The sequence below is a fragment of the Pseudonocardia sp. TRM90224 genome (assembly GCF_021245725.1).
Classification (GTDB): Bacteria; Actinomycetota; Actinomycetes; order Mycobacteriales; family Pseudonocardiaceae; genus Pseudonocardia.
In genome coordinates this window covers 1-23453 of record NZ_JAJGSX010000043.1, presented here as the reverse complement: position 1 = coordinate 23453, position 23453 = coordinate 1, and the positions used below count along the sequence as shown (strand labels likewise).

General features: G+C 71.7%; 22 protein-coding genes and 1 pseudogene. 8 read left to right on the top strand and 15 right to left on the bottom strand.

Features of this window, described 5'->3' with window-relative positions; translation table 11 throughout:
* Positions 1-3 precede the first annotated feature (3 nt).
* The 3 genes from LL648_RS36275 to LL648_RS36265 all read right to left on the bottom strand — a co-directional run bounded on the left by LL648_RS36275 (position 4) and on the right by LL648_RS36265 (position 2676).
* Positions 4-837, bottom strand: a complete 834-nt coding sequence (locus LL648_RS36275) for a segregation and condensation protein A (protein WP_374112157.1) — start codon at positions 835-837, stop codon at positions 4-6.
* Positions 838-839: 2 nt separating this feature from the next.
* Positions 840-1727, bottom strand: a complete 888-nt coding sequence (locus LL648_RS36270) for a ParA family protein (protein ID WP_232667363.1) — start codon at positions 1725-1727, stop codon at positions 840-842.
* Between the two features lie 190 nt (positions 1728-1917).
* On the bottom strand, positions 1918-2676 hold the full coding sequence (locus LL648_RS36265) for a DeoR/GlpR family DNA-binding transcription regulator (RefSeq protein ID WP_232667362.1): 759 nt from the start codon (positions 2674-2676) through the stop codon (positions 1918-1920).
* Between the two features lie 49 nt (positions 2677-2725).
* Between LL648_RS36265 and LL648_RS36260 the strand changes: the two genes are divergently transcribed.
* Complete coding sequence (locus LL648_RS36260; protein ID WP_232667361.1) at positions 2726-3070, top strand: DUF4406 domain-containing protein; 345 nt, start codon at positions 2726-2728, stop codon at positions 3068-3070.
* Positions 3071-3080: 10 nt separating this feature from the next.
* Here the strand turns inward: LL648_RS36260 and LL648_RS36255 are convergent, their stop codons facing one another.
* The 10 genes and pseudogenes from LL648_RS36255 to LL648_RS36210 form a co-directional block, all read right to left on the bottom strand.
* Positions 3081-3695, bottom strand: a complete 615-nt coding sequence (locus LL648_RS36255) for a TetR/AcrR family transcriptional regulator (protein WP_232667360.1) — start codon at positions 3693-3695, stop codon at positions 3081-3083.
* 19 nt (positions 3696-3714) lie between these two features.
* Positions 3715-4908 (bottom strand): cytochrome P450, encoded by a 1194-nt coding sequence (locus LL648_RS36250; RefSeq protein WP_232667359.1) that lies wholly within the window; start codon positions 4906-4908, stop codon positions 3715-3717.
* A 48-nt stretch (positions 4909-4956) separates the two neighbouring features.
* Complete coding sequence (locus tag LL648_RS36245; protein WP_232667358.1) at positions 4957-6135, bottom strand: cytochrome P450; 1179 nt, start codon at positions 6133-6135, stop codon at positions 4957-4959.
* Positions 6136-6229: 94 nt separating this feature from the next.
* Positions 6230-6337: pseudogene (locus tag LL648_RS36240) on the bottom strand (ferredoxin); the annotation flags it as partial.
* 174 nt (positions 6338-6511) lie between these two features.
* A complete protein-coding gene (locus LL648_RS36235) occupies positions 6512-7099 on the bottom strand; it encodes a TIGR03086 family metal-binding protein (RefSeq protein WP_232667357.1) in 588 nt (195 codons plus the stop codon).
* Between the two features lies 1 nt (position 7100).
* Positions 7101-8234 (bottom strand): epoxide hydrolase family protein, encoded by a 1134-nt coding sequence (locus LL648_RS36230; RefSeq protein ID WP_232667356.1) that lies wholly within the window; start codon positions 8232-8234, stop codon positions 7101-7103.
* Between the two features lie 89 nt (positions 8235-8323).
* Positions 8324-8929, bottom strand: a complete 606-nt coding sequence (locus tag LL648_RS36225; protein ID WP_232667355.1) for a response regulator transcription factor — start codon at positions 8927-8929, stop codon at positions 8324-8326.
* Positions 8930-8946: 17 nt separating this feature from the next.
* The gene (gene xerD / locus LL648_RS36220; RefSeq protein WP_232667354.1) at positions 8947-9861 is read right to left on the bottom strand and encodes a site-specific tyrosine recombinase XerD; all 915 of its coding nucleotides are present in this window, start codon (positions 9859-9861) and stop codon (positions 8947-8949) included.
* Positions 9862-10113: 252 nt separating this feature from the next.
* Positions 10114-11100 (bottom strand): LLM class F420-dependent oxidoreductase, encoded by a 987-nt coding sequence (locus tag LL648_RS36215; protein ID WP_232667353.1) that lies wholly within the window; start codon positions 11098-11100, stop codon positions 10114-10116.
* Positions 11101-11229: 129 nt separating this feature from the next.
* Positions 11230-12444, bottom strand: a complete 1215-nt coding sequence (locus LL648_RS36210) for a cytochrome P450 family protein (protein WP_232667352.1) — start codon at positions 12442-12444, stop codon at positions 11230-11232.
* A gap of 208 nt (positions 12445-12652) precedes the next feature.
* On the opposite strand from LL648_RS36210, the gene LL648_RS36205 reads away from it, so the two are divergent.
* The 7 genes from LL648_RS36205 to LL648_RS36175 all read left to right on the top strand — a co-directional run bounded on the left by LL648_RS36205 (position 12653) and on the right by LL648_RS36175 (position 20883).
* Positions 12653-13996: a purine-cytosine permease family protein gene (locus tag LL648_RS36205; RefSeq protein WP_232667388.1), complete on the top strand. Its 1344-nt coding sequence runs from the start codon at positions 12653-12655 to the stop codon at positions 13994-13996.
* Positions 13996-15567 carry a hydantoinase/oxoprolinase family protein gene (locus LL648_RS36200; RefSeq protein WP_232667351.1) on the top strand — a complete coding sequence of 524 codons (1572 nt, stop codon included), beginning with the start codon at positions 13996-13998 and terminating at the stop codon, positions 15565-15567. Before LL648_RS36205 ends, LL648_RS36200 begins: the two co-directional genes overlap by 1 nt.
* Positions 15564-16664, top strand: a complete 1101-nt coding sequence (locus tag LL648_RS36195; RefSeq protein ID WP_232667350.1) for a DUF917 domain-containing protein — start codon at positions 15564-15566, stop codon at positions 16662-16664. Before LL648_RS36200 ends, LL648_RS36195 begins: the two co-directional genes overlap by 4 nt.
* Positions 16661-17776, top strand: a complete 1116-nt coding sequence (locus LL648_RS36190; protein ID WP_232667349.1) for a DUF917 domain-containing protein — start codon at positions 16661-16663, stop codon at positions 17774-17776. The genes LL648_RS36195 and LL648_RS36190 overlap by 4 nt, the downstream gene beginning before the upstream one ends.
* A gap of 212 nt (positions 17777-17988) precedes the next feature.
* Positions 17989-19047 carry a DUF917 domain-containing protein gene (locus LL648_RS36185; protein ID WP_232667348.1) on the top strand — a complete coding sequence of 353 codons (1059 nt, stop codon included), beginning with the start codon at positions 17989-17991 and terminating at the stop codon, positions 19045-19047.
* The gene (locus tag LL648_RS36180) at positions 19044-20510 is read left to right on the top strand and encodes a PucR family transcriptional regulator (protein ID WP_232667347.1); all 1467 of its coding nucleotides are present in this window, start codon (positions 19044-19046) and stop codon (positions 20508-20510) included. Before LL648_RS36185 ends, LL648_RS36180 begins: the two co-directional genes overlap by 4 nt.
* A gap of 172 nt (positions 20511-20682) precedes the next feature.
* Positions 20683-20883, top strand: a complete 201-nt coding sequence (locus tag LL648_RS36175; protein ID WP_232667346.1) for a hypothetical protein — start codon at positions 20683-20685, stop codon at positions 20881-20883.
* A 72-nt stretch (positions 20884-20955) separates the two neighbouring features.
* Here the strand turns inward: LL648_RS36175 and LL648_RS36170 are convergent, their stop codons facing one another.
* Together LL648_RS36170 and LL648_RS36165 are read right to left on the bottom strand one after the other, a co-directional pair.
* Complete coding sequence (locus LL648_RS36170) at positions 20956-21576, bottom strand: NUDIX domain-containing protein (RefSeq protein ID WP_232667345.1); 621 nt, start codon at positions 21574-21576, stop codon at positions 20956-20958.
* Positions 21573-23288, bottom strand: a complete 1716-nt coding sequence (locus LL648_RS36165) for a CTP synthase (protein ID WP_232667344.1) — start codon at positions 23286-23288, stop codon at positions 21573-21575. Before LL648_RS36165 ends, LL648_RS36170 begins: the two co-directional genes overlap by 4 nt.
* Between the last annotated feature and the right edge of the window lie 165 nt (positions 23289-23453).

The window sequence follows — 23453 nt, the reverse complement described above, 5'->3', positions numbered from 1 at the left end:
TCTTCACTCACGCTCATCAGGGGGTTCAGCCGGCGTCGCGCCGGGCTGGGCATCGGGTGTCCAGCGTACTGTGAGCTCGCCGAACGGCTCCGGCTGCTCCAGGTCGATGCAGGCTTCACGGTACATGTCGAGCACCGCGAGGAACCGCGCCACCACCTCCAGCGGCCCTGCGCAGTCGGCGGTCAGCGTCGCGAACGTGGCCGTGCCGAGCCGCGCCAGCCGTTCCCGCAGGATCGCCGCGTGTTCGGGGACGGACACCTGGGCGGCGTGCAGGTGGTCGAGGCCGACGGTCGGCGGCGGCTTCGGCCGGAACACCGTCGCGGCGAGCTCGGCGAACGTGTCGGGGTCGACGCCGAGCAGCACCTCGGGCAGCAGCGCCGCGAACCGCTCCTCCAACGCCACCGAGCGCGGGAACCGGCGCATCGCGCCCGCTTCGAGCTCGACGAACAGCTCCGCGACCTTCTTGTAGGCGCGGTACTGCAGCAGCCGGGCGAAGAGCAGGTCGCGCGCTTCGAGCAGCGCGAGGTCCTCGGCGTCCTCGACCTCGGCGTCGGGCAGCAGCCGGGCGGCCTTCAGGTCGAGCAGGGTCGCCGCGATGACGAGGAACTCCGTCGTCTCGTCGAGGTCGGCGTCGTCACCGAGCTGCGCGAGGTGCGCGATGAAGTCGTCGGTGACGGTGTGCAGCGCCATCTCGGTGATGTCGAGCTCGTGCTTGCCGATCAGCTGCAGCAGCAGGTCGAACGGCCCGGTGAAGTTGTGCAGCCGGACGGTGAAACGGGGACGCGCCGGCAACCCGGCGCCGTCGGGCGCAGGCACCGGCGGCTGCTCGCTGAGCAGCGTCACCGGGCGATGACCTCGCGGGCCAGCAGGCGGTAGGCCTCTGCCCCCGCGGACGTCGGGGCCCACGTCGTGATCGGCTCGCCGGCGACGGTCGTCTCCGGGAACCGGACCGTGCGGTTGATCACCGACTCGAACACCAGGTCGCCGAAGGCCTCGATGACCCGCTGGCGCACCTCCTTGGTGTGCAATGTGCGCGGGTCGAACATCGTCGCCAGGATCCCGATGATCTTCAGGTCGGGGTTGAGCCGGTCCTGGACCTTGTCGACGGTGTCCATTAGCAGCGCCACGCCGCGGAGGCTGAAGAACTCGCACGCCAGCGGGATGAGGATGTCGTCGGCGCAGGCCAGCGCGTTGATCGTGAGCAGGCCGAGCGACGGCTGGCAGTCGATCAGGATGACGTCGTAGCGGTCGAGCACCGGCTTGATGGCCCGCCCGAGCGCCTGCTCCCGGCCGACCTCGGTGACCAGCTGCACCTCGGCGGCGGACAGGTCGATGTTGCTGGGCAGCAGGTCCATGCCGTCGACGTTGGTCTTGCGGATCACGTCGTCGATCTCGACGGAGCGCTCCATCAAGAGGTTGTAGATGGTGGTCTCCAGCTCGTGCGCCTGCACGCCGAGACCGACCGAGAGCGCACCCTGCGGGTCGAAGTCCACCAGCAGTACCTTGCGGCCGTACTCGGCCAGCGAGGCGCCCAGGTTGATCGTGGACGTCGTCTTGCCCACGCCGCCCTTCTGGTTGGCGACGGCGATCACGCGCGCGGGACCGTGCTCTGTCAGTGGAGCCGGCTCAGGCACCTTCAAGCGGTGTCTCCCCACCGAGTCGAACGGGATCTCCGACTCGTCGTCGAGCGGCTCCGGGCTGGGGGCGAAGGGCCGCGTTGTGTCCATGCGGGCTCCGGTCTGTCGCGGGCGACCCCCGTCAGGGCCGTCTGCGCAGCGTAGGAGCACGGACGGACGACCGGCAACGCGCCCCGCCGTGTTGTGGTCGTCCGATCGGCCAGGGACGGCCGATGGAGCCGGGACGTTACCGGGCGGTGGCCGTCCGGCGTACGGAGGGTGGCCCGGCGTGTCGCAAAGATCATCCCTCCGTGATCAGGGCAGCACCGGCCGTGACCAGGTCTTGAAGCGCAGCGCTTCCCTGCTCCGCGTCGGTGACGACACCGGTCACCCCCGCGAGCGGCAGCACCGCGAACCGTGACGCTGCGCCGATCTTCTCCGCGCTCGCCATCACGAAGGTATCGGCCGCGCGACGGGACAAGGCGCGCTTCATGGCGGCCTCGTCGGCGTCGCCGGTGGTCAGCCCGGCCTCGTGGTGCACACCCGTGACGCCGAGCAGGAAGACGTCGGCCGAGACGCCGGCGGCCGATTCAGCCGCGGCCGCCCCGCAGGTCACCAGCGAGTGCCGGAACAGCCGTCCACCCAGCAGGAACACCTCGACGCCCGGATGGTCCACCAGCGCGACGGCCACCGCGGGGCTGTGCGTGACGATGGTGGCGGACAGGTCGCGGGGCAGCGCCCGCACGACGGCCAGCGCGGTCGTGCCGCCGTCGAGGATCGCCGTCGAGCCGGGACGCACGAGCGTGGCCGCGATCGCCGCGACCCGCTGCTTGCTCGCCACCGCCACGCCCTCCCGGACCGCGTGGTCGGCGACCGCGGGCGAGGCCGGCAGCGCGCCGCCGTAGACGCGCTGGCACAGCCCGGCGGCCGCCAGCTCGCGCAGGTCGCGCCGGACGCTGTCCTCCGAGACCCCCAGCTCCGCCGCGAGGTCCTTGGCGACGATCCGCCCGTCGACACGCAACCGGTCGAGCAGCAGGTCCTTGCGCTGAGCCGCCAGCATGCACGTTCTCCCTTGTTTGTTCCGACTTATGCACGTTACCGTGAGGAGCGTGAGCACACCACAGCTGATCCTCATCGCCGGCCCGTACCGCTCCAACACCGGGAACGACCCCGAGCTGATGGCCGCGAACCTCGCCAGGCTGGAGGAGGCCGCATGGCCGATCTTCCGCGCCGGGCACATCCCGATGATCGGCGAGTGGGTCGCCCTCCCCGTCCTGCGCGGCGCCGACCAGGATGAAGAGGTCTTCTACGCGACCGCCGAGCGGCTGCTCCAGCACTGCGACGCCGTGCTACGACTGCCCGGCGAGTCCACGGGCGCCGACCAGGACGTCGCGATCGCGAAGGAGCGCGGGATCCCGGTCTACTACGACGTGGCCGACGTCCCAGCGGCGTGACGATGCCGGTTCAGCTGCCGAGTTCTGCCGGATTGTTGATGCCCGCCGACAGCTGCCTGAGCGCCACCTCGAGATGGGCGAGCAACCGGTCCGGTGACCCCGGCTCCTCCCCCTCGACGTGCGCGAGGCGCCAGCTCAGGACCAGACATCCCGCCACGAGCCGCGGGTACATGTCCCGTTCCGGGTCCGTCCCCGTCCGGTCGGCGACGATCTGCCGGATCGTGCGGCCGACGTCGTCGTAGAGCGCGAGGAGCGGGGCGATCAGCTCGGGGTTGCGCTCGCACAGCGATCGCGTGTCGCGGAGCCAGCCGCCGGCGGGCGCGTCGTCGCGGCCGAGCACCTCCCGTGCCGCGTCGAGGAACGCGACATCGATCGGATCCGCTGCCGGCCGGTTCCGGAACGCGGCGGACAGGACGTTCCAGAAGTCCGCGTTGCCGTTGAGGATCGCCTCTTCCTTCGTGGCGAAGTAGTTGAAGAAGGTGCGCGCCGACACCCCGGCGTCCTCGGCGATGTCCTCGCAGCTGACCGCACGCACCCCATGCTGCAGGGCGAGGCGACGCGCTGCGTCGCCGAGGCTGCGGCGGGTCTGCAGCTTCTTGCGTTCCCGCAGCGTAGGGGCGGTCATCCCGGCAGATTACTGCGTGTCACCAGCGGACGGGCAGCGCATGCGCACCGTAGATGGTCATGTCGGTGCGCAGCGGGACGTCCTGCGGGTCGCAGGCGAGCGCGAGTGTCGGGAAGCGGTCCAACAGCTGCCGGTACCCGATCTTCATCTCGGTGCGCGCCAGCTGCTGGCCGAGGCACTGGTGGATACCGTGTCCGAACGCGACGTGGCTCGTGCGCGGCCGGGTGATGTCCAGCGTGTCCGGATCCTCCGCGAGGTGCGGATCGCGGTTCACCGCCGGCAGCGAGATCAACACCGTCTGACCTGCACCGATGCGCACACCGTCGATCTCGATATCGGACGTCGCGGTCCTCGGCAGGCCGAAGCTCGCCACGATGCTGAGGTAGCGCAGCAGCTCCTCGACGGCAGTGGGCATCAGCTCGGGCTGCTCGCGCAGCAACCGCATCTGCTCCGGGTTCTGCAGCAGCGTGAACGTGCCGAGCGAGAGCATGTTGGCCGTCGTCTCGTGCCCGGCGATCAGCAGCAGCATCGAGATGTTGATCAGCTCGGCGTCGGTGAGGTCGTAGCCGGCGATGAGCCCGGAGATCACCGCGTCGTCGGGCCGGGCCCGCTTGCCGGCCACGAGGTCGGCCATGAACTCCCCGACCTGCTGCCGGGCCTCGGTGAGCTGCTCGGGCGTCGCGTCCACCGACAGCAGCGTCTTGGTGGTGTGCTGGAACTCCGCGCGGCGCTCGTAGGGCACGCCGAGCAGCTCGCAGATGACCAGCGACGGCACCGGCAGCGCGAACTCGGCCACCAGGTCGCCCGGCGAGCCGGCCGCCGCCAGCGCGTCCAACCGCTCGGTCACGATCTCCTCGACCCGCGCCTCCAGCGCCTGCATGCGCCGGACGGTGAACTGTCCGGTCAGCATCTTGCGGTAATGCGCGTGGTCCGGGTCGTCCATCAGCAGGAACATCCCCGGCGGGACAGGGCCCTGGAACCGTTCGTTCAGCTCGGCGACCGGCAGTTCGGCCTTCGTGCGGTCGGCACTGAGGCGTGGGTCGGCGAGCAACGCACGCGCCGGAGCCAGCGCGGTCACCGCCCAGCCGGCCGCCCCGCTGGGCAGCCGGATCGGGCTGATCGGCGGGAGGCCCGCGAACTCGGCCGGCGGGTCGAAGCGCCGCCGCCCGAGCGGGAACGTCGGCAGGTGCGTGGGGTCGACCGTGGTGCTCACGTGCGGTGTCCTTTCCTCAGCCGGATCGGAATCAGCTCGGACGGCCGCTCACCAGCGGACCGGGAGCGCGTGCACGCCGTAGATGCCCATGTCGGTGCGCAGTGGCACGTCCTGCGGGTCGCAGGCCAGTTCGAGTGTCGGGAACCGGTCGAGCAGCTGCCGGTACCCGATCTTCATCTCGGTGCGCGCCAGCTGCTGGCCGAGGCACTGGTGGATACCGTGTCCGAACGCGACGTGGCTCGTGCGCGGCCGGGTGATGTCCAGCGTGTCCGGATCCTCCGCGAGGTGCGGATCGCGGTTCACCGCCGGCAACGAGATCAACACCGTCTCGCCTGCACTGATGCGCACCCCGTCGATCTCGATGTCCTCGGCGGCGACGCGGGCGAGACCCAGGCTGCCGACGATCGTCAGGTAACGCAGCAGCTCCTCGACGGCGGTGGGCATCAGCTCGGGGTCCGCGCGCAGCAACCGCATCTGCTCCGGGTTCTGCAGCAGCGCGAACGTGCCGAGCGAGAGCATGTTGGCCGTCGTCTCGTGCCCGGCGATCAGCAGCAGCATCGAGATGTTGACGAGCTCCTGGTCGGTGAGGGCGCCCGCCTCGATGAGCCCCGAGATCAGCGCGTCGTCGGGCTGCTTGCGCTTGGCGGCGACCAGCTCGGTCAGGAAGTCCCGCACCCGCCGCCTCGCCTCGAAGACCTCTTCCTGGGTCGCCGTCAGCGACAGCAGCGTCTTCGTCGTCTCCTGGAACTCCTCGCGGCTGTCGTACCGCACGCCGAGCAGCTCGCAGATGACCAGCGACGGCACCGGCAACGCGAACTCGGCCACCAGGTCACCCGGCGCCCCGGCGGCGACCAGCGCGTCGAGCTGGTCGCGGACGATCTCCTCGACCCGCCCTTCCAGCGCACGCATGCGCCGGACGGTGAACTGGCCGGTCAGCATCCTGCGGTAGTGCGCGTGCTCCGGGTCGTCCATCGCGATGAACATGCCGGGCTCGATCGCGTCGAAACGCCGGTTCAACCCGGGGATGGGCGACTCGGTCCGGCTGCGGTCGGAGCTGACGCGCGGGTCGGCGAGCAGCGCCTTCGCCGGAGCCAGCGCCGTGACCGCCCAACCGGTCGCCCCGCTGGGCATCCGGACCGGGCTGATCGGCGGCAGGCCGGCGAACTCGACCGGCGGGTCGAACTGCCGCCGTCCCATCGGGAACGTGGGCAGCGCAGCGGTGCTCATCGGGCACCCACTTCGGTGACAGCCTCGATGACCGCCGCCGGGCACGCTGCGCGGCCTGCCGGGCACCGTCCTGCAGCTCGGCGGGCGGGTGCTCCTGCAACAGCACGACCGTGCCGTCGTCGTCCTGGTCGAAGACTTCCGGCGCGGCGAGCACGCACTGCCCCGCGCCGATGCACCGATCCCTGCCCACCGTGATCTGCATGTCATCGACGCTACCCACGATCTTGCACTCACTGCAAGTTGCAGTTACTGCACATATGGGTGCAACCCGGGCACCACAGCCGAAAGTTCCCACCGTTTTGCCAACCTGCACGGCTTGGGGGTCCGCAAGTGGGCAAAACGGTGGGGAACTTCAGGCCTTACGGGTCAGGCAGGATCAGGCCGACCAGTCGGGGCGGCGGCCCAGGTAGCGCAGCAGCACGGCGGCGTCGCCGTCGCCGGCCTCCGGGGGAAGCGCCGCGGCGAACGCGCCGTACGCCCGCAGCGGCTCGACGATCTGCTGTGCGACGGGGAGCAGCTCGCGGGCGATCGAGTCGCTCAGCGGGCTGGGCTGCCCGCTCGCGACGGCGAGGTCCCACGCGTGGACGACGGCGTCGAGCGCGCACGCACCGACCCCCATCGCGGCGGACATCGAGTTCGGCGGGACGGGCACCGAGACCTCGGTGGCGTCGGCCGCAACAGCGGCCCACGCGTCGGCCGACTGCTTCAGCGCCAGCTCCGCGACGCTCCCCGGGGAGCTCTCGAGGGAGCCGGAGGGCGCGAAGGGGTCCTCCGACGGGCCGGGGCCACCCGTCAGGAACGCCGCGAACGCGATCTGGTCGCCCGCAGCGTGCTGGAGGACCTGCGTGGCGTTCCACTGGGCGCACGGGGTGGCCGCGTTCCAGTCGGTGACGCCGGCGACGGCGCCTCGCAGCGCGCCGTGCGCCTCTTCCAGAACCGGCCAGCTCGTCGTCTCATCGGTCATGTCAGGAACCCTTCTTGTCGTTGAGCGAGGTGAAGAACGCGCGGATGTCCTCCGCGAGCAGGTCGGGCGCGTCGTGCGCCGCCCAGTGGCCGCCCCGGTCGTACTCGTTCCAGGCCACCACGTTCTTGTGGTCGCGCTCGACGAACACGCGGATGGGCCGGAAGTCGTTGACGAAGCTGGCGAGCCCGATCGGGAACGTCGTCGGCTCGAGCTGCTCCGACGACTGGTCGTTCTCGTAGTAGAACCGCGCCGAGGACGCGGCGGTGTTGGTGAACCAGTAGATCGAGGCGATGGTGAGCACGTCGTCGGGGTCGAGGGCCTCGCCGAGCAGCTGGCCGATCCAGGCGAGCTGGCCCGCGGGCGAGTCCGCCAGCGCGTGCGAAAGCGTCTGCGGCTGCGCCTTCTGCGCCTTGTCGTGGATGGCGTAGTCGACGAACGACTGCAGGAAGCCCAGGTACGCCATGTCGTCCTGGGAGAGGCCGGCGAACTCGGCCGGGTCGCCCGACGGGAACGAGAAGATCTGGTTGACGTGCACGCCGAGCACGTGCGCCGCGTCGATCCGGCCGAGCAGCGGCCCGATGATCGCCCCGGCGTCGTTGCCGTGGACGCCGTAGCTGAAGTAGCCCAGCCGGCGCATCAGCTCGGCCCACGCCCGCGCCACCCGCGCGGCGTCCCACCCGCGCTCCCGCGTCGGCCCGGAGAACCCATGTCCCGGAATGGACGGAATGACGAGGTGGAAATCAGCGGTCAGCGACTCGACCAGTCCGAGGTACTCCACGAAGGTGTTCGGCCAGCCGTGCGTCAGGATCAATGGAACGGCGTTCGGGTTTTCCGACGGGATGTGCACGAAATGGACGTTCTGGCCGTCGATCGTGGTGGTGAACTGCGGGTAGCTGTTCAGTCGCGCCTCGTGCGCACGCCAGTCGTACGACTCCAGCCAGCGACCGACCAGCTTCTCCACGTAGGCCCTCGGCACCCCGTACTGCCAGCCAGGAGCCACAGGTCCGGACACGGGGACGCCTTCGAGCTCCGACGGCGGGAGCTCGTCGGTCCAGCGGGTCCGAGCCAGCCGGTCGCGCAGGTCGGCAAGCTCCTCGTCCCCGATCTCAATCGTGAACGGCGTGATGTTTTCCATGCAGGAAGTCTGCCCGAGTAAAACTGGTCAGTCGTAGTGACAGATGCATGGGCGGAGGTGCAAATTGCATGTGCGGCTCGGCATTCGGCCTAGAGCCAGCCCGATTCTGTCGCGATCCGGATAGCGTCGACACGGTTGCGGGCGCCGAGCTTGGTGACCGCGGAGGCGAGGTAGTTGCGCACGGTCCCGTAGGTCAGGAACAGCTCGGCGGAGACCTCGCGCGGCGAGGCGCCCGCGGCGGTCAGGCGCAGGACGTCGGCCTCGCGCTCGGTCAACGGGCTGTTCGCGACATCCAGCGCCCCGTAGGCGAGCTGCGGGTCGAGCACCCGCCCGCCCGCGGCGACCGTCCGGATCGCGGCGGCGAGGTCGGCCGGCCGCGAGTCCTTGAGCATGAATCCCGCGACGTTCGCGGCGAGCCCCCTGCGCAGGTCCCCCGGCTTGTTCACACCGGTGAGGATCAGCACCCGGCACGTCGGCAGCCGCTCGTGCAGCAGCGCCGCGGCGGACAGCCCGTCGAGCTCGGGCAGGCCGATGTCGAGCACCGCGACGTCCGGCTCGTGCTCGACTGCGGCCGGCACGATGGCCGCACCCGACTCGACGCCGGCGACGACATCGATGTCGGGCTCGAGCTTCAGCAACCCGACGAGCGCCTCCAGCAGGATGCGCACGTCCTCGGCCACCAAGACGCGGATCACACGCGAACGCTATCCGGTCACCGCAGCGCCCGCGGATGGCTCGTCGCGTACACCTCGCGCAAGGTGTCGACGGTGACATGCGTGTAGACCTGCGTCGTCGTCACCGACGCGTGCCCCAGCAGCTCCTGCACCACGCGGACGTCGGCGCCGCCGGCGAGCAGGTGGGTCGCGAAGCAGTGCCGCAGCGTGTGCGGCGAGACGGCGGCGGACAGGCCCGCGGTGTCGGCCGCGCCGTGCAGCGCATGCCATGCGCTCTGGCGGGTGAGGCGGGCGCCGCGCGCGTTGAGGAAGAGCGCCGGCGTGCCGCGCCCCTTCGCCGCGAGCGCGGGCCGCGCCTGCACGAGGTACGCGTCGACCGCCGCCAGCGCCGGCCGCCCGACCGGCACGATCCGCTGCTTGCCGCCCTTGCCGCGCAGCAGCACGGTGCGGTGGGCGGTGTCCAGGTCGTCGATGTCGACGCCGACGGCCTCGGAGATCCGCGCGCCCGTCGAATAGAGCAGCTCCAGCAACGCCCGGTCGCGGATCGGACCGGCGCCGGTCCCGACGCACCCGGCGAGCAGCTGCTCCACCTCGTCGACGCTCAACGTCTTCGGCAGCCGCGACGGCAGCGCCGGCGGCGTCACCTCCCGCGCGACGTCCGCGGCGACGAGCCCGTCGCGCAACGCGAACCGGTGCAGGCCCCGGACCGCCGCCAGGGCGCGGGCCGCCGACGACGCCGCAAGCGCCTGCGGGCCGCTGCGCAGCGCCGCGACGAAACCGGCGACATCCTGCTCACGCACGGCGTCTAGATCATCGAGCGAGGCAGTGGCGAGGTGATCGACATATCGGCGCAGGTCGTTGGCGTACGAGCGCAGCGTGTTGACCGCACTCCCCCGCTCCACGGCGAGGTGGTGCAGGTACGCCTCCACGACGTCGGCAGGTCGGGCCCCCACACCCCCATCGTCCCCCGCCGAGGCCACCTGCGTGTGCCGGGGCGCGCCGGGCCGTGGGCAGGAAAGCCACTTTCCTGCCCTGTGTGAGGGCCGGAAAGTGGCTTTCCTGCCCTCCCAGCCCTCGGGCGAGCGGCGCGGCGCGCCGGCAGTTGCGGGGCCGCGCCGGGGGCGTTCAGGAAAGCCACTTTCATGCAACGTCGTTGCATGAAAGTGGCTTTCCTGACGTCGGGCCGAAGGCCCAGGGCCCGCCGGTCAGACGAGCGCCGGGATGACCTCGCGCTCGAACAGCTCGATGCCCGAGCGGTCGTACGCGGCCTCGGCGAAGTTGAAGATGCCGTAGGTCATGCCGGCCTTCTTCAGCGCGGTGAGGTTCTCGACGATCTGCTCGGGCGTCCCGCACGCCGGCATGCCGCGGACCGCGCCGAGCTGCCGCTCGACCCCCTTCTCGCCGCCGAAGGGGCGGATGCGGTCGGCGAGCTCGGCCAGCCGGTCCTGCACCTCCGCCTCGGTGGAGCCGATGGCAACGTTGTAGTTGGCCGAGCGGGTGATCGCGTCGAAGTCGGTGCCGACGGTCTTGCAGTGCTCCTTGAGCAGCTCCGACTTGCGGTTGAAGCCTTCGAGCGTGCCGTCGAAGTTGGTGTAGCTCGCGTACTTCGCGGCGATCTTGAGCGTGACCTTCTCGCCGCCGCCCGCGATCCAGATCGGGATGCCGCCCTCCTGCAGCGGCAACGGACGCACCAGCGCGCCGTCGACCTGGTAGAACTTCCCGCTGAACGTGGCCCGTCCTTCCGTCCAGGCCTGCCGCATGATCTGCACGCCCTCGTCGAGCATCCGCAGCCGGTCCGGCCCGCTCGGGAACCCGTACCCGTACGCGCGCCACTCGTGCTCGTACCAGCCGGCGCCGATGCCCATCTCGATGCGGCCGCCGGAGACGATGTCGCAGGTCGCGGCGACCTTCGCGAGGTAGGCGGGGTTGCGGTAGCTCATGCACGTGCACATCTGGCCCAGCCGCACCCGCTCGGTGACCGCACCGAACGCCGACATGAGCGTCCACGCCTCGTGCACCGCCTCGTCGGTGGGCACGGGCACGGGGTGGAAGTGGTCGAACACCCAGATGGACTCCCACGGGCCGGCGTCGGCGTGCTGCGCCAGCCCCCTCATGGTTGCCCAGTGGTCCTTGGGATCGATGCCTACGAGGTCGTGCCGCCAGCCTTGGGGAACGAACAGTCCGAAGCGCATGGCACGCACCCTAGTGCGACGGGCCGGGACATCTGATGTGTGGCGGCCGCAGCCCGAGGCACGAGGCGCCTGGAAAGCCACTTTCCCGGCCCCACGCGCCTGGAAAGTGGCTTTCCAGGCACCCCCAGGTCACGGGCTCCAGGTGACCGGGAGCCGTTCCAACCCGCGGAAGACGTGCGTCGGACGCCATTCCAGCGGCCGGTCCGGCTCCACGAGCGCGATGTCGGGGAACCGGTCGAGAATCGACCGCAGCGCGATGTCGGTCTCCATCCGCGCGAGCGGCGCGCCGACGCAGAAGTGCGCGCCGTGCCCGAACGCGAGGTGCGGCGTCCAGCTGCGGGTGAGGTCGAACCGGTCGGGGTCGGGGAACGCGTCGGGGTCGCGGTTGGCCGCCGCCAGCGCGATGACGACGATGCTGCCCGCGGGGATCGTCGTCCCGCCCAGCTCGATGTCTTCGAGCGCGAACCGCGGGGACGTCTGCGCCGTCGATCCTTCGAACCGCAGCACCTCCTCGACGGCCGAGCGCATCAGGTCGGGCCGGCGCCGCAGCAGCGCACGCTGCTCGGGGTGGGTGAGCAGCGCCGCGAGCGCCGAGCCGATCAGGTTCGTGGTGGTCTCGTGGCCCGAGAAGAGCAGGAACCGGGTCATCTCGACGACCTCGTCGCGGCTGAGCGTGCCCTCGTCGGTCTGCGCGGTGATGAGGCCGCCGACGATGTCGCCGGGCGCGGCGCCGGGAGCGTCCGCGGCCGCGTCGTCGTAGCGGGCGTCCACCAGCCGCTCGACGTACGCTCCCAGGCGTTCGGCGCCCTCCTGCCGCGACATCGTCCGCTCGGCATCCGCCACCTGGGTGAGCGCGGCGGTCGTCCACGTCCGGAACGCGGCGCGGTCGTCGACCCGGACGCCCAGCAGGTCCTCGATCACGCTGAACGAGATCGGCAGCGCGATCTCCGCGATCGCGTCGGCCGTGCCGTTCGCCGCGATCCCGTCGAGGATGCCGGTGACGATCTGCTGCACCTTCGGCTTCATCCCGGCGACCTTGCGCGGCGTGAACGTGCTGCTCACGAGCCCGCGCAGGCGCGTGTGGTCGGGTGGGTCGCTGGTCAGCAGGTGGCGGCTCATGTCTTCGGGCCGGCCCGAGACGCGGCCGGCCGCCTCCAGCGCCGCCCATCCGTGGCGGGGGTCCTTCGCCAACCGGTCGTCGGCCAACGCTGCGCGTGCGACGTCGTAGCGGGTGATCAACCAGTGCTCGAGGCCATCCGGGGCGACGACCTTGATGACGGGGCCTTCAGCCCGCAGTTGCGCGTTCGTGGCGTGGGGGTCTGCATTCAGCCCATCGACGGTCACCCGAACGATCCTGGCGGATACCAGTGGTAACGACCAGGGACTGAAGAGATCTTCTGCGTAACTCTCGACAGTGCACATCGCACACCCAACCCGCCGCGCCATGGCATTCAGCCTCGTGACGGGCCATTGACCTGCGATTACGGTGACGCAATCCGGTCGCCGCAGAGGCTCCGTGACCGCACGACGCAGTCGGAACCGCAGAGGAGATCTGATGAGTTCGGTGGGTGTCGACGACTTCGCACTGGTCCGCGTCCCGCAGGAGCAGAGGTACTCCTGGTGGTCGGTCGCCGTCCAGCGCTTCGGCCAGGTGTCCGCGCTGAGCCAGTTCCTCCTCGGCTCGACGCTCGGGTTCGGGATGATGTTCTGGGACGCGTTCCTCGCGTTCACCCTCGGCGCGGTGATCCTCGAGCTGGTCGCGATCGGCGTCGGCATCATCGGCGCCCGCGAGGGGCTGCAGACCTCCGTGCTCGCCCGCTGGACCGGGTTCGGCCAGGGCGGCAGCGCCGTCGTCGGGGTCGCGATCGGCATCAGCCTGATCGGCTGGTTCGGCATCCAGTCGGGCGTCTCGGCAGCTGGGCTGGTCAGCCTGGTCGGGGTGCTGCCGGCGTGGCTGTGGGCGCTGCTGTTCGGGCTGGCGGTGACGTTCATCGTGCTCTGGGGCTTCGCCTCGATGAAGTGGGTCGCCTACATCACGGTGCCGGCGTTCATCGTGCTCGTCGCGTGGTCGATCGGCAGCGAGCTGTTCAACCACGACGTCGGCGCACTGGTCGCCTCCCCGCCGCCTGGTCCCGCGCTGACGCTCCTGCAGGGCACGACGCTCGTCGCCGGCGGTTTCATCGTCGGCGCCGTGATCACCGCCGACATGACCCGCTTCAACCGCTCCAGCGCTGACGTCGTCAAGCAGACGGTCGTCGGGTTCACGCTCGGCGAGTACATGATCGGCATGTCGGGGGTGCTGCTCGCGCACGCCATCCGGTCCGACGACATCATCACGATCGTCACCTCCTCGGTCGGCTGGGTCGGCACCCTGGTGATCATCCTGGGCACGCTGAAGATCAACGACTGGAACCTCTACAGCTCGGGCCTCGGTGTCGTGAACTTCGTCGGCACGGTGCTGGGCAAGCGGGTCAACCGCGCGGTGACGACGCTCATGCTCGGCGTCGCCGGCAGCCTGCTGGCCGCGGGCGGCATCCTCGACAGCTTCATCGGGTTCCTGTCGCTGCTGGGTGTCGCGTTCCCGCCGATCGCGGGGATCATGGTCGCCGAGTACTTCGTCGTGAAAACGTGGCGCCCGGAGCTCGAACGCTCCCGAGCCGCCGGCACGCTGCCGGAGACCGCACCGACGTGGGTACCGGCCACGCTCATCATCTGGGGCGCTGCCGCGCTCATCGGTCAGTTCGTCAGCTGGGGGCTGCCCAGCATCAACTCGCTCGTCGCCGCGTTCGTGCTCTACGTCGTGGCCGGCAAGCTCGGGCTGGTCCGCGGGGTCGGTGTGAGCCGGACCTTCGGGGAGTCGCCCGAGGTCACCACCAGTGTTCGGGAAGGGATCTGATGCGGATCGGGATCGACGTCGGCGGCACCAACACCGATGCGGTGCTCATGGACGGCAGCACCGTGCTCGCAGCGGTCAAGGCGGCCACCACACCCGACGTCACCTCGGGGATCGTGCTCGCACTGACGGACCTGCAGGCGCAGCACCCCTTCCCACCTGCGGACGTCCGCGCGGTGATGATCGGCACGACGCACTTCATCAACGCGCTCGTCGAGGCGCGCGGGCTCGCGCCGACCGCGGCGCTGCGGCTCGGGCTGCCCGCGACGGCGTCGCTGCCGCCGATGGTCGACTGGCCGCAGCGGCTGGTCGACGCGATCCAGGGCCGTGCCTACCTCGCGCACGGCGGCCACGAGTTCGACGGGCGCCCGATCTCGCCGCTGGACGAGCCGGAGCTGCGCCGCCACGCCGCCGACATGGCCGCGTCCGGCGTCCGGTCGGTGGCGATCTCGTCGGTGTTCTCCCCGGTCAACACGGAGTTCGAGCTGCGGGCGGCGGAGGTGATCGCCGAGGAGCTCGGCCCGGACGTCCCGATCTCGCTCTCCCACGAGATCGGCCGGGTCGGGCTGCTGGAGCGGGAGAACGCGACGATCATCAACGCGGCGCTGCGCGAGCTCGCCGCCCGGATCGTCGACGGGCTCGCCGCCTCCGTCGAGGGCCAGGGCATCTCCGCGCCGCTGTACCTGAGCCAGAACGACGGCACCCTGATGGACGTCGGGTTCTCCCGGCGCTACCCGGTTGCGACCTTCGCGTCGGGCCCGACCAACTCCATGCGCGGTGCCGCGGTCCTCTCCGGGCTCGCGACCTGCGCCGTCGTCGACGTCGGCGGCACCACCACCGACGTCGGCGTGCTCACCGGCGGGTTCCCGCGCGAGGCGACCGTCGAGGTCAGCGTCGCGGGGGTGCGCACCAACTTCCGCATGCCCGACGTGCTCAGCATCGGGCTCGGCGGCGGCAGCCTCGTGCGCGGCAGCGGCGCGGACGTCCGGGTCGGCCCCGAATCGGTCGGCTACCGCCTCACCGAGCAGGCACTCGTCTTCGGCGGCGACGTCCGCACGGCCACCGACTTCGCCGTCGCGGCCGGCCGGGTCGCGATCGGCGACCGCGCGCTCGTCGCGGGGCTCGACCCCGCCGAGGTCGCCGCCGCGCTCGACCGCATCGCCGCCGACGTCGCCGACGTCGTGGACCGCATGCGGATCTCCCCCGACCCGATGCCCGTCGTCGCCGTCGGCGGCGGCTCCGTGCTGCTGCCCGACGAGTTCCCCGGGCTGGGGCCGGTGCACCGGCCGGAACACTTCGCCGTCGCCAACGCCATCGGTGCAGCGATCGCGCAGGTCGGCGGCGAGGTCGACCGCGTGTTCGCGATCGAGCCCGGCCGCCGCGACGCCGCCGTCGACGAGGCCCGGCAGGAGGCCGTCGACCGCGCCGTCGTCGCCGGCGCCGACCCGGCGACCGTCGAGATCGTCGACTTCGACGAAGTGCCGATCCCCTACCTGCCGGGCAACGCCACGCGCATCCGCTGCAAGGCCGTCGGGGATCTGCGGATCGAGCACGCGGCAGGGCTGGGCTCATGACCACGACCGTCACACCCACCACCGGCACGTCCACCACCCAGATCGATCTCGACGACCTGGAAGCGCTCGCGCGCGGCGCGGCCGTGCTCGGCACCGGCGGCGGGGGCGACCCCTACATCGGGCGGCTGCTCGCCGCGCAGGCCATCCGCGAGCACGGGCCCGTCGCGCTCGTCCGGCCGGCCGACCTGCCCGACGACGCCTGCGTGCTGCCGGTCGCGATGATGGGCGCGCCGACCGTCATGGTCGAGAAGACCCCGGCGACCGAGCGGGTCGGGTACGCCGTCACGGCACTCGCCGAGCACCTCGGGGTCACGCCCACGCACATCGCCTGCATCGAGGCCGGCGGCCTGAACTCGACGTTCCCGCTGGTCGCAGCCGCGCAACTCGGCCTGCCGGTGGTCGACGCCGACGGGATGGGCCGCGCATTCCCCGAGCTGCAGATGGTGCTGCCGACGCTCTACGGGATCGCGGCCACGCCGATGTCGATCGCCGACGAGAAGGGCAACGTCGGGCTGCTCACCACGATCGACAACCGGTCGTCGGAGTCGCTGGCCCGGGCGTTGACGATCACCATGGGCTGCTCGGCGCTGATCTCCAACTACGCGATGCGCGGCGACCAGGCGCGCGAGTGCCTCGTCGACGGGACGCTGAGCCTGTGCGTCCGGATCGGGCGCGCGGTGGCCGAGGCGCGGGCCGCGCACGGCGACCCCGTCAGCGCCGCGACCCGCGAGCTGGGCGGGCGCGCGCTGCACAGCGGAAAGGTCACCGACGTCGCCCGGCGCACCACCACCGGGTTCGCCCGCGGCACGGCCGTCATCTCCGGGCCGGCGGGCGAGCTGACGCTGGAGTTCCAGAACGAGCACCTGGTCGCGGTGCGCGACGGCACCGTCGAGGTGACGACACCCGACCTGATCATCGTGCTCGACACCGACACCGGCGAACCGATCACCACGGAGGCGCTGCGCTTCGGCCACCGCGTGACGGTGCTGGCGGCGCCGTGCGACGAGCGCTGGCACTCCGAAGGAGGGATCGCGCTGACCGGGCCGCGGTACTTCGGCTACAGCACCGACCCGGTGCGCTGGGACGAACGAGCATGAGCTGGACGCTCACCCCCGCCGACCTGCCCGACCTGGCCCGCGGCGCCGCGCTGCTGGGGACCGGAGGCGGCGGTGACCCCTACATCGGTCGGTTGATGGTCGAGGCGGCGATGCGCGAGCACGGCCCGGTGACCGTGCTCGACCTCGACGACATCGACGACGACGCGTTCGTCGTCCCGACCGCGATGATGGGCGCGCCCACCGTCATGGTCGAGAAGATCCCGCGCGGCGACGAGGCCGTGCTGGCGCTGCGGGCGCTCGAGCGGGAGCTGGGCCGCACCGCCGACGCGACGATGCCGATCGAGTGCGGCGGCATCAACTCGATGATCCCGCTGGTCGTCGCGGCCCGCACCGGGCTGCCCGTCGTCGACGCCGACGGGATGGGACGCGCGTTCCCCGAGCTGCAGATGGAGACGTTCGGCGTCTACGGCGTCCCCGGCTCGCCCATGGTCGTCGCGGGCGACCACGGCGAGCACGTGCTGATCAACACCGGGCCCGACAACCGCCGCATGGAGTGGCTGGCCAGGGGCGCCGCGATCCGCATGGGCGGGGCCGCGCTGATCGCCGAGTACGCCATGTCCGGCGCCGACGCGAAACGCACCGCGGTGCCGCGCACGCTGTCGCTGGGCCTCGCGATCGGGCGTGGGCTGCGCGAGGCGCGCGAGCAGCTGCGCGACCCCGTGTCGGCGCTCGCCGAGGTGCTCGCGCCGACGCCGTACACGCACCTGCGGGTGCTGTTCGCCGGCAAGGTCGCCGACGTCGAGCGGCGCACCGTCGACGGCTTCGCCCGCGGCAAGGCCCGGTTCGTCTCCTTCGACGGCACCTCGACGCTGCGCACGTCGTTCCAGAACGAGAACCTCGTCGCCGAGGTCGACGGCGTCGTGCGCTGCATCGTCCCCGACCTGATCTGCGTCCTGGAGGCCGAGTCGGGCGAACCGATCACGACGGAGACGCTGCGCTACGGCCAGCGGGTCGTCGTCATCGGCATCTCGACCCCGGACATCATGCGAACCCCCGAAGCCCTCGCCGTCTTCGGCCCCGCGTGCTTCGGGCTGGACGAGGAGTTCCACCCCGTCGAGAACACGGGTGAGTCGCGCGTCCCAGAGCGGTGAGTCGCGCAATCGAGAGCGGTGAGTCGACACTTCCAGCACCGCGAGTCCCACGTTCCGGCACGCGAGTCCCACGCTCCAGCACGCGAGTCCCACGTTCCAGCGCGGTGAGTCGACACCTTCAGCACGGCGAGTCGACACCTTCAGCACGGTGAGTCGGGCGATCGGGCACGGTGAGGGAGCTTGGTCCGGTGTCGGGGTGGCATCATGCGCCGGTGGCGAACGTGCTGCTCACGACCGGTGACGTCGAGGCGTTCACCGTCGGTCTGACGCTGCTCGGCTCCGGCGGGGGCGGCAACCCGCACCCGTTCCGGCAGTCGCTGCGCCGTGCCCTCGACGCCGTCGGCGGTGAGTTCGAGCTGCGCGACCCCGCCGACCTCGGCGACGCCCCGGTCGTCGCCACCGGGATGCTCGGCGCAACGAGCGTCCTCACCGAGAAGCTGCCCAGCGGCCACGAGCTGCGCGACGCCGTGCACGCGCTGGCCCGCTGGTCCGGCACCGCGGCGGCCGCGATCATGCCCCTCGAGTCGGCGGGGCTGAACGGCCTGCTCGCCGTGACGACAGCCGCGGAGCTCGGCCTCCCACTGGTCGACGCGGACTTCATGGGCCGCGCGCTGCCCCGGGTCGACCAGTTCACCGCCGCCGCGACGGGCGCGTCCGTGACCCCGTTCGCGCTGGTCGAGCCCGGTGGGCAGGCCGTCCTCATCGATCATTCCAGCCCGCGGGCACTGGAGCGGATCGTGCGCTCGGTCGTCGCACAGGGCAGCGGGTGGGCCGGCAGCGCGCTCGGCCCGTATCCCGCCCGGTCGCTCGCCACCGGAGCCTGCGCCGGCACGCTCGCCAAGGCCCTGCTGCTCGGCCGCGCCCACGCCGAGACGGGCCCGGAGGCGTTCGCTGCGCGGCTCGGCGGCCGCGTGCTGGCCGCGGGCCGCACCGTCGAGATCGCCCGCATCCCCTCGGCCACATTCGGCCGCGCCGGCATCGCGATCGTCGACGACGGCGGCGCCGTGCTCCGCATCGAGGCCGAGAACGAGTACCTGCTGGCGCTGCTCGACGGCGTGCCGGTGGCCAGCTGCCCCGACCTGTTGTGCGTGCTCGACCGGCGCACGTCCGACCCGATCGCCGTCGACCTGCTGCGTCCCGGCGACGACGTGCTCGTGGTCGTCCTGCCCGGCCCGCCCTGGTGGCGCGCCACGCCGGAACGGCTGCGGCACGTCGACCCGCGCTCGTTCGGCCTCGACTGCGACGCCGTGCTGCTCCCGGACGTGGCATGAGGACGACCGTCCAGCTCTCCGCGCTGCTCGCGCACCCCGAGTGGGCGGGCGTGACGATCCTCGCTGCTGACGCCGACGGGACGGCCGTGCGCGCCGTCCAGACCGTCGCCGATCTGCGCGCCGACCCGGTTGTCGCCCGCCACTCGCTGCTGGCCGTCGCGCTCTCCGGCGACCGCGACGACTGGCACCTCGACGCGCTGCTGCGGCGCGCGGCCGCCGCGGGTGTGGTCGCGGTGCTGCTGCCCGGCACCGAGCCGCTGCGCCACGCGAGCCGCCTGCTCGCCGGCCGCGTCGGCATCACCGTGCTCGGCTCGCCCGACCCGCTCACCGTCGCGCTCGCGGCCACCCGGCTACTGCACGAGCCGGAGCAGGTGCTCGCCGAGCTGCTCACCCGCACCGCCGCCGTCTGCACCGTGGCCGCCGGCGGGGTCGACGAGGTCGTCGCCGAGCTGGCCCGGGCCTGGCGACGCCCGGTCTGGCTGCTCGACGGCACCGGTGAGGTCGTCGCCGGCACCCGCCCGCCCGACGCGGACGAGGCGACCGTGCTCACCCGGCCCGTCGGCGCAGGTCGCAGCCCCGCCCGGCTCGCGGCAGCCGTTCCCGCGGGCATCCCGGCCGAGGTCGCGGCGGTGGAGGCCGCGCTCGGCGTCGCGGCCGGCACGGTCGGGCACCGGCTCGCCGAGAAGCGCCTCGCGGTCGAGCGCGACGCCCGCCTGCGCATGTCGTTGCTGGCCGAGCTCATGCAGCCGGCGGCGGAGCCCGATCCCGGCACGCGCCGCCGCGCGCTCGACGCCGGGTGGCAGCTGGAGGGCTGGCACATCGGGATCCGCATCGACGTCCCCGCCTCCGTCGAGCCGGTGGCGATACGCCCCGAGGTGCTGCGCGCCTTCGACACCGCGCAGATCCGCGCGCTCGTCGTCGAGCAAGGCACCGGTTGGGGTGCCTGGACGACGTTCGCCGAGGAGCCCGCACCTGCCGAGCTGCAACGCCACGCGACGGCCGCCCGACGCGCGCAGAGCCTGCTGCGCTCGTCGCTGCCCAGCGCGATGGGCGTCGGGCGCGTGCAGCGTGGCGTCGCCGGGCTGGCGCGCACGCTCGGCGAGGCCGGTGACGCCGCGCGCCTCGCCGCGACCCGTTCCAGCAGCGGCTACTTCGTGCACGTCGACCGGCTCGGCCTCGGCCAGCTCCTGCTCGCCTGGACCCGCACCGACACGTTCCTCCCGGCCGCGCGCTCCATGCTGGAACCCCTGCGCGACCAGCCGGGGAACCTCCTGCGCACGCTCACCGCGTACCTCGACGCCGAGTCGTCGCTCACCGAGACCGCCGCCGTGCTCGGCGTCCACCGCAACACCGTCGCCGCCCGTATGGCCCGCGCGCAGGAGCTGCTCGGCGTCGACCTCGTCGACCCCGACGAACGCCTCGCCCTGCACCTCGCCTGCCGCAGCGTCCTCTTCCACACCTAGCCCCGAACTTCCCCACCGTTTTGGGTGGATGCGCGCCGATTTCGCGCGCAAGTGCCCAAAACGGTGGGGAGGTTCCGTGCATAAGAGGGCGTTCAGCCGTTTGCGATCTCCGTGCGAGGCAGCCGTGGTCTCGTGGGTCGTCACGCTCCCACCGAGAGCAAGGAGCACCACGATGACACGACTGGCCGATGGGTTGCTGCGACTGCTCGTCCCGAACGCCGCGGCGCTGGCCGCCCCCGCGGTGACGTGTCGCCGCGACGGCGAGATCGGGTGCGGCTGCTACGGCACCGTTCAGTGGCTCCGGCCCTGCTTCACCTGCACCAACGGCGACAGCTACTGCGAGGGACGCTGCTCCATCCCGGAGCCCTGCTGAACTTCCCTACCGTTTTGCCTATCTGCACGCCCAAAATGGCGTGCAGGTTGGCAAAACGGTGGGGAAGTTGGGTCAGCGGTCGGCGAAGCGGGTGGGGCGGTCCGTCCACGGCGCGTCGACGGGCCGGCCGGCCGTCGGGGAGCCGGCGAGCACGTGTGCCGCGAGCACCCCGGCGACGGTGCTGCTGTTGACGATCGTGCCGGAGAGCGCCATCCGCACCGCGACCGAGAGCGACACCCAGCGGGTGGTGAGGTCCGCCTCTTCGTCGTCGCCGAGGTCGGGGCGGCCGACCTCGGTGAGGCCACGGGCGAGGAACACCCGCACCGACTCGTCGGAGAACCCCGGCGACGGCGCGACGTCGACCAGCACCGACCACTCGGTGGCTTCGATGCCCGCCTCCTCGGCCAGCTCGCGCTGCGCGGCGGCGAGCGGGTCCTCGCCGCGGACGTCGAGCAGGCCGGCCGGCAGCTCCCACAGCCGCCGCCCGACGGGGTGGCGGTACTGGTGGATCATCATGATCCGGTCGTCGGCGTCGAGCGCGGCCACCGCGACGGCGCCGGGGTGCTCCACGACCTCGCGCACCGCCACCTTCCCGCCGGGCATCACGACCTCGTCGGACCGCAACGCCATGACCTTGCCGGTGTAGATGTCCTTCGACGACTGCACGGGGAAGCCGTGCCGCGGGCTCGTCATGATCCGTTCACCGCCGCCGCGGCCCGCTCGCGCGGCTTCGCCGGCAGCTCGACGGGCAGCCGCTCGGCGGCCCGGTACGCCAGCGCCGCCTTCACGAACGCCCCGAACAGCGGGTGCGGCCGGGTCGGGCGGCTCTTGAGCTCGGGGTGCGCCTGCGTGCCGACGAAGAACGGGTGCGTCTCGGCGGGCAGCTCGACGAACTCCACGAGCTTCCCGTCGGGCGAGGTGCCACCGAAGACCATCCCGGCCGCTTCGAGACGCTCGCGGTAGGAGTTGTTGACCTCGTAGCGGTGCCGGTGGCGCTCCGAGACCTCCGAGCTCGCGTACGCGTCGGCCACGACGGTGCCCGCGCCCAGCTTCGCCGGGTACGCGCCCAGCCGCATCGTCCCGCCCATGTCGCGCTCACCTGCGACGACGTCACGCTGGTCAGCCATCGTGGAGATCACCGGGTGCGGGGTGCGCTCGTCGAACTCCGTCGAGTTGGCGTTCTCCAGCTTCGCGACCGACCGCGCCACCTCGATCACCATGCACTGCAGCCCCAGGCACAGCCCGAGCGTCGGGATGCCGCGGGTGCGGGCGTAGGTGATCGCGCCCAGCTTGCCCTCGATGCCGCGCACCCCGAACCCGCCGGGGATGAGCACGCCGTCCAGCCCGTCGAGCGCGGCGGCCGCGCCGGCCGGGGTGCGGCACTCGTCCGAGGGCACCCAGACGATCTCGACGCGCGAGCGGTGCGCGAACCCGCCCGCGCGCAGCGCCTCGGTGACCGAGAGGTACGCGTCGGGCAGGTCGACGTACTTGCCCACGAGTGCGATCCGCGCGGTCTCGTCGGGGTGGTGCACGCGGTCGAGCAGGTCGCCCCACACCGTCCAGTCGACGTCGCGGAAGGGCAGCCCGAGCCGCCGCACCACGTACGCGTCGAGGCCCTCGCTGTGCAGCACACGCGGGATGTCGTAGATCGACGGCGCATCGGGGGCCGCGACGACGCCGTCGGTGTCGACGTCGCACATCAAGCTGATCTTGCGCTTGAGCCCCTCGGGGATCTCCCGGTCGGCGCGCAGCACCAGGCCGTCGGGCTGGATACCGATGTTGCGCAGAGCTGCGACGGAGTGCTGCGTCGGTTTCGTCTTGAGCTCGCCCGACGGCGCCAGGTACGGCACCAGCGACACGTGCAGGAAGAAGCAGTTGTCGCGTCCGACGTCGTGGCGCACCTGCCGGACGGCCTCCAGGAACGGCAGCGACTCGATGTCGCCGACCGTGCCGCCGACCTCGGTGATGACGAGGTCGGGGGTCTGCCCGTCCTCGTCGGGCTCCGCCATCGCGAGGATGCGGTCCTTGATCTCGTTGGTGATGTGCGGGATGACCTGGACGGTGTCGCCCAGGTACTCGCCGCGCCGCTCCTTGGCGATCACCGTGGAGTAGACCTGCCCGGTGGTCACGTTGGCCCGGCCGAAGAGGTTCCGGTCGAGGAAGCGCTCGTAGTGGCCGATGTCGAGATCGGTCTCGGCGCCGTCCTCGGTGACGAAGACCTCGCCGTGCTGGAACGGGTTCATCGTGCCCGGATCCACGTTCAGGTACGGATCCAGCTTCTGCATGATGACCCGCAAGCCGCGGGAGGTGAGGAGTTGGCCGAGGCTCGACGCCGTTAGGCCCTTACCCAGCGAGGACGCTACCCCGCCGGTGACAAAAAGATGACGCGTCCTGCGAGGCTGCACGGGGTTTCAGGGTACATAGCGCCCCGCGGGAGGGCGCCCTCGGCCCGGCGTGTCACACCCGCCACCACCCAGCCGTGTCGTTCCCATGGGGATGCGTGCGTTCCGCACGCGAGGGCAGGAAAGCCACTTTCCGGCCCTCACAGGGCAGGAAAGTGGCTTTCCTGC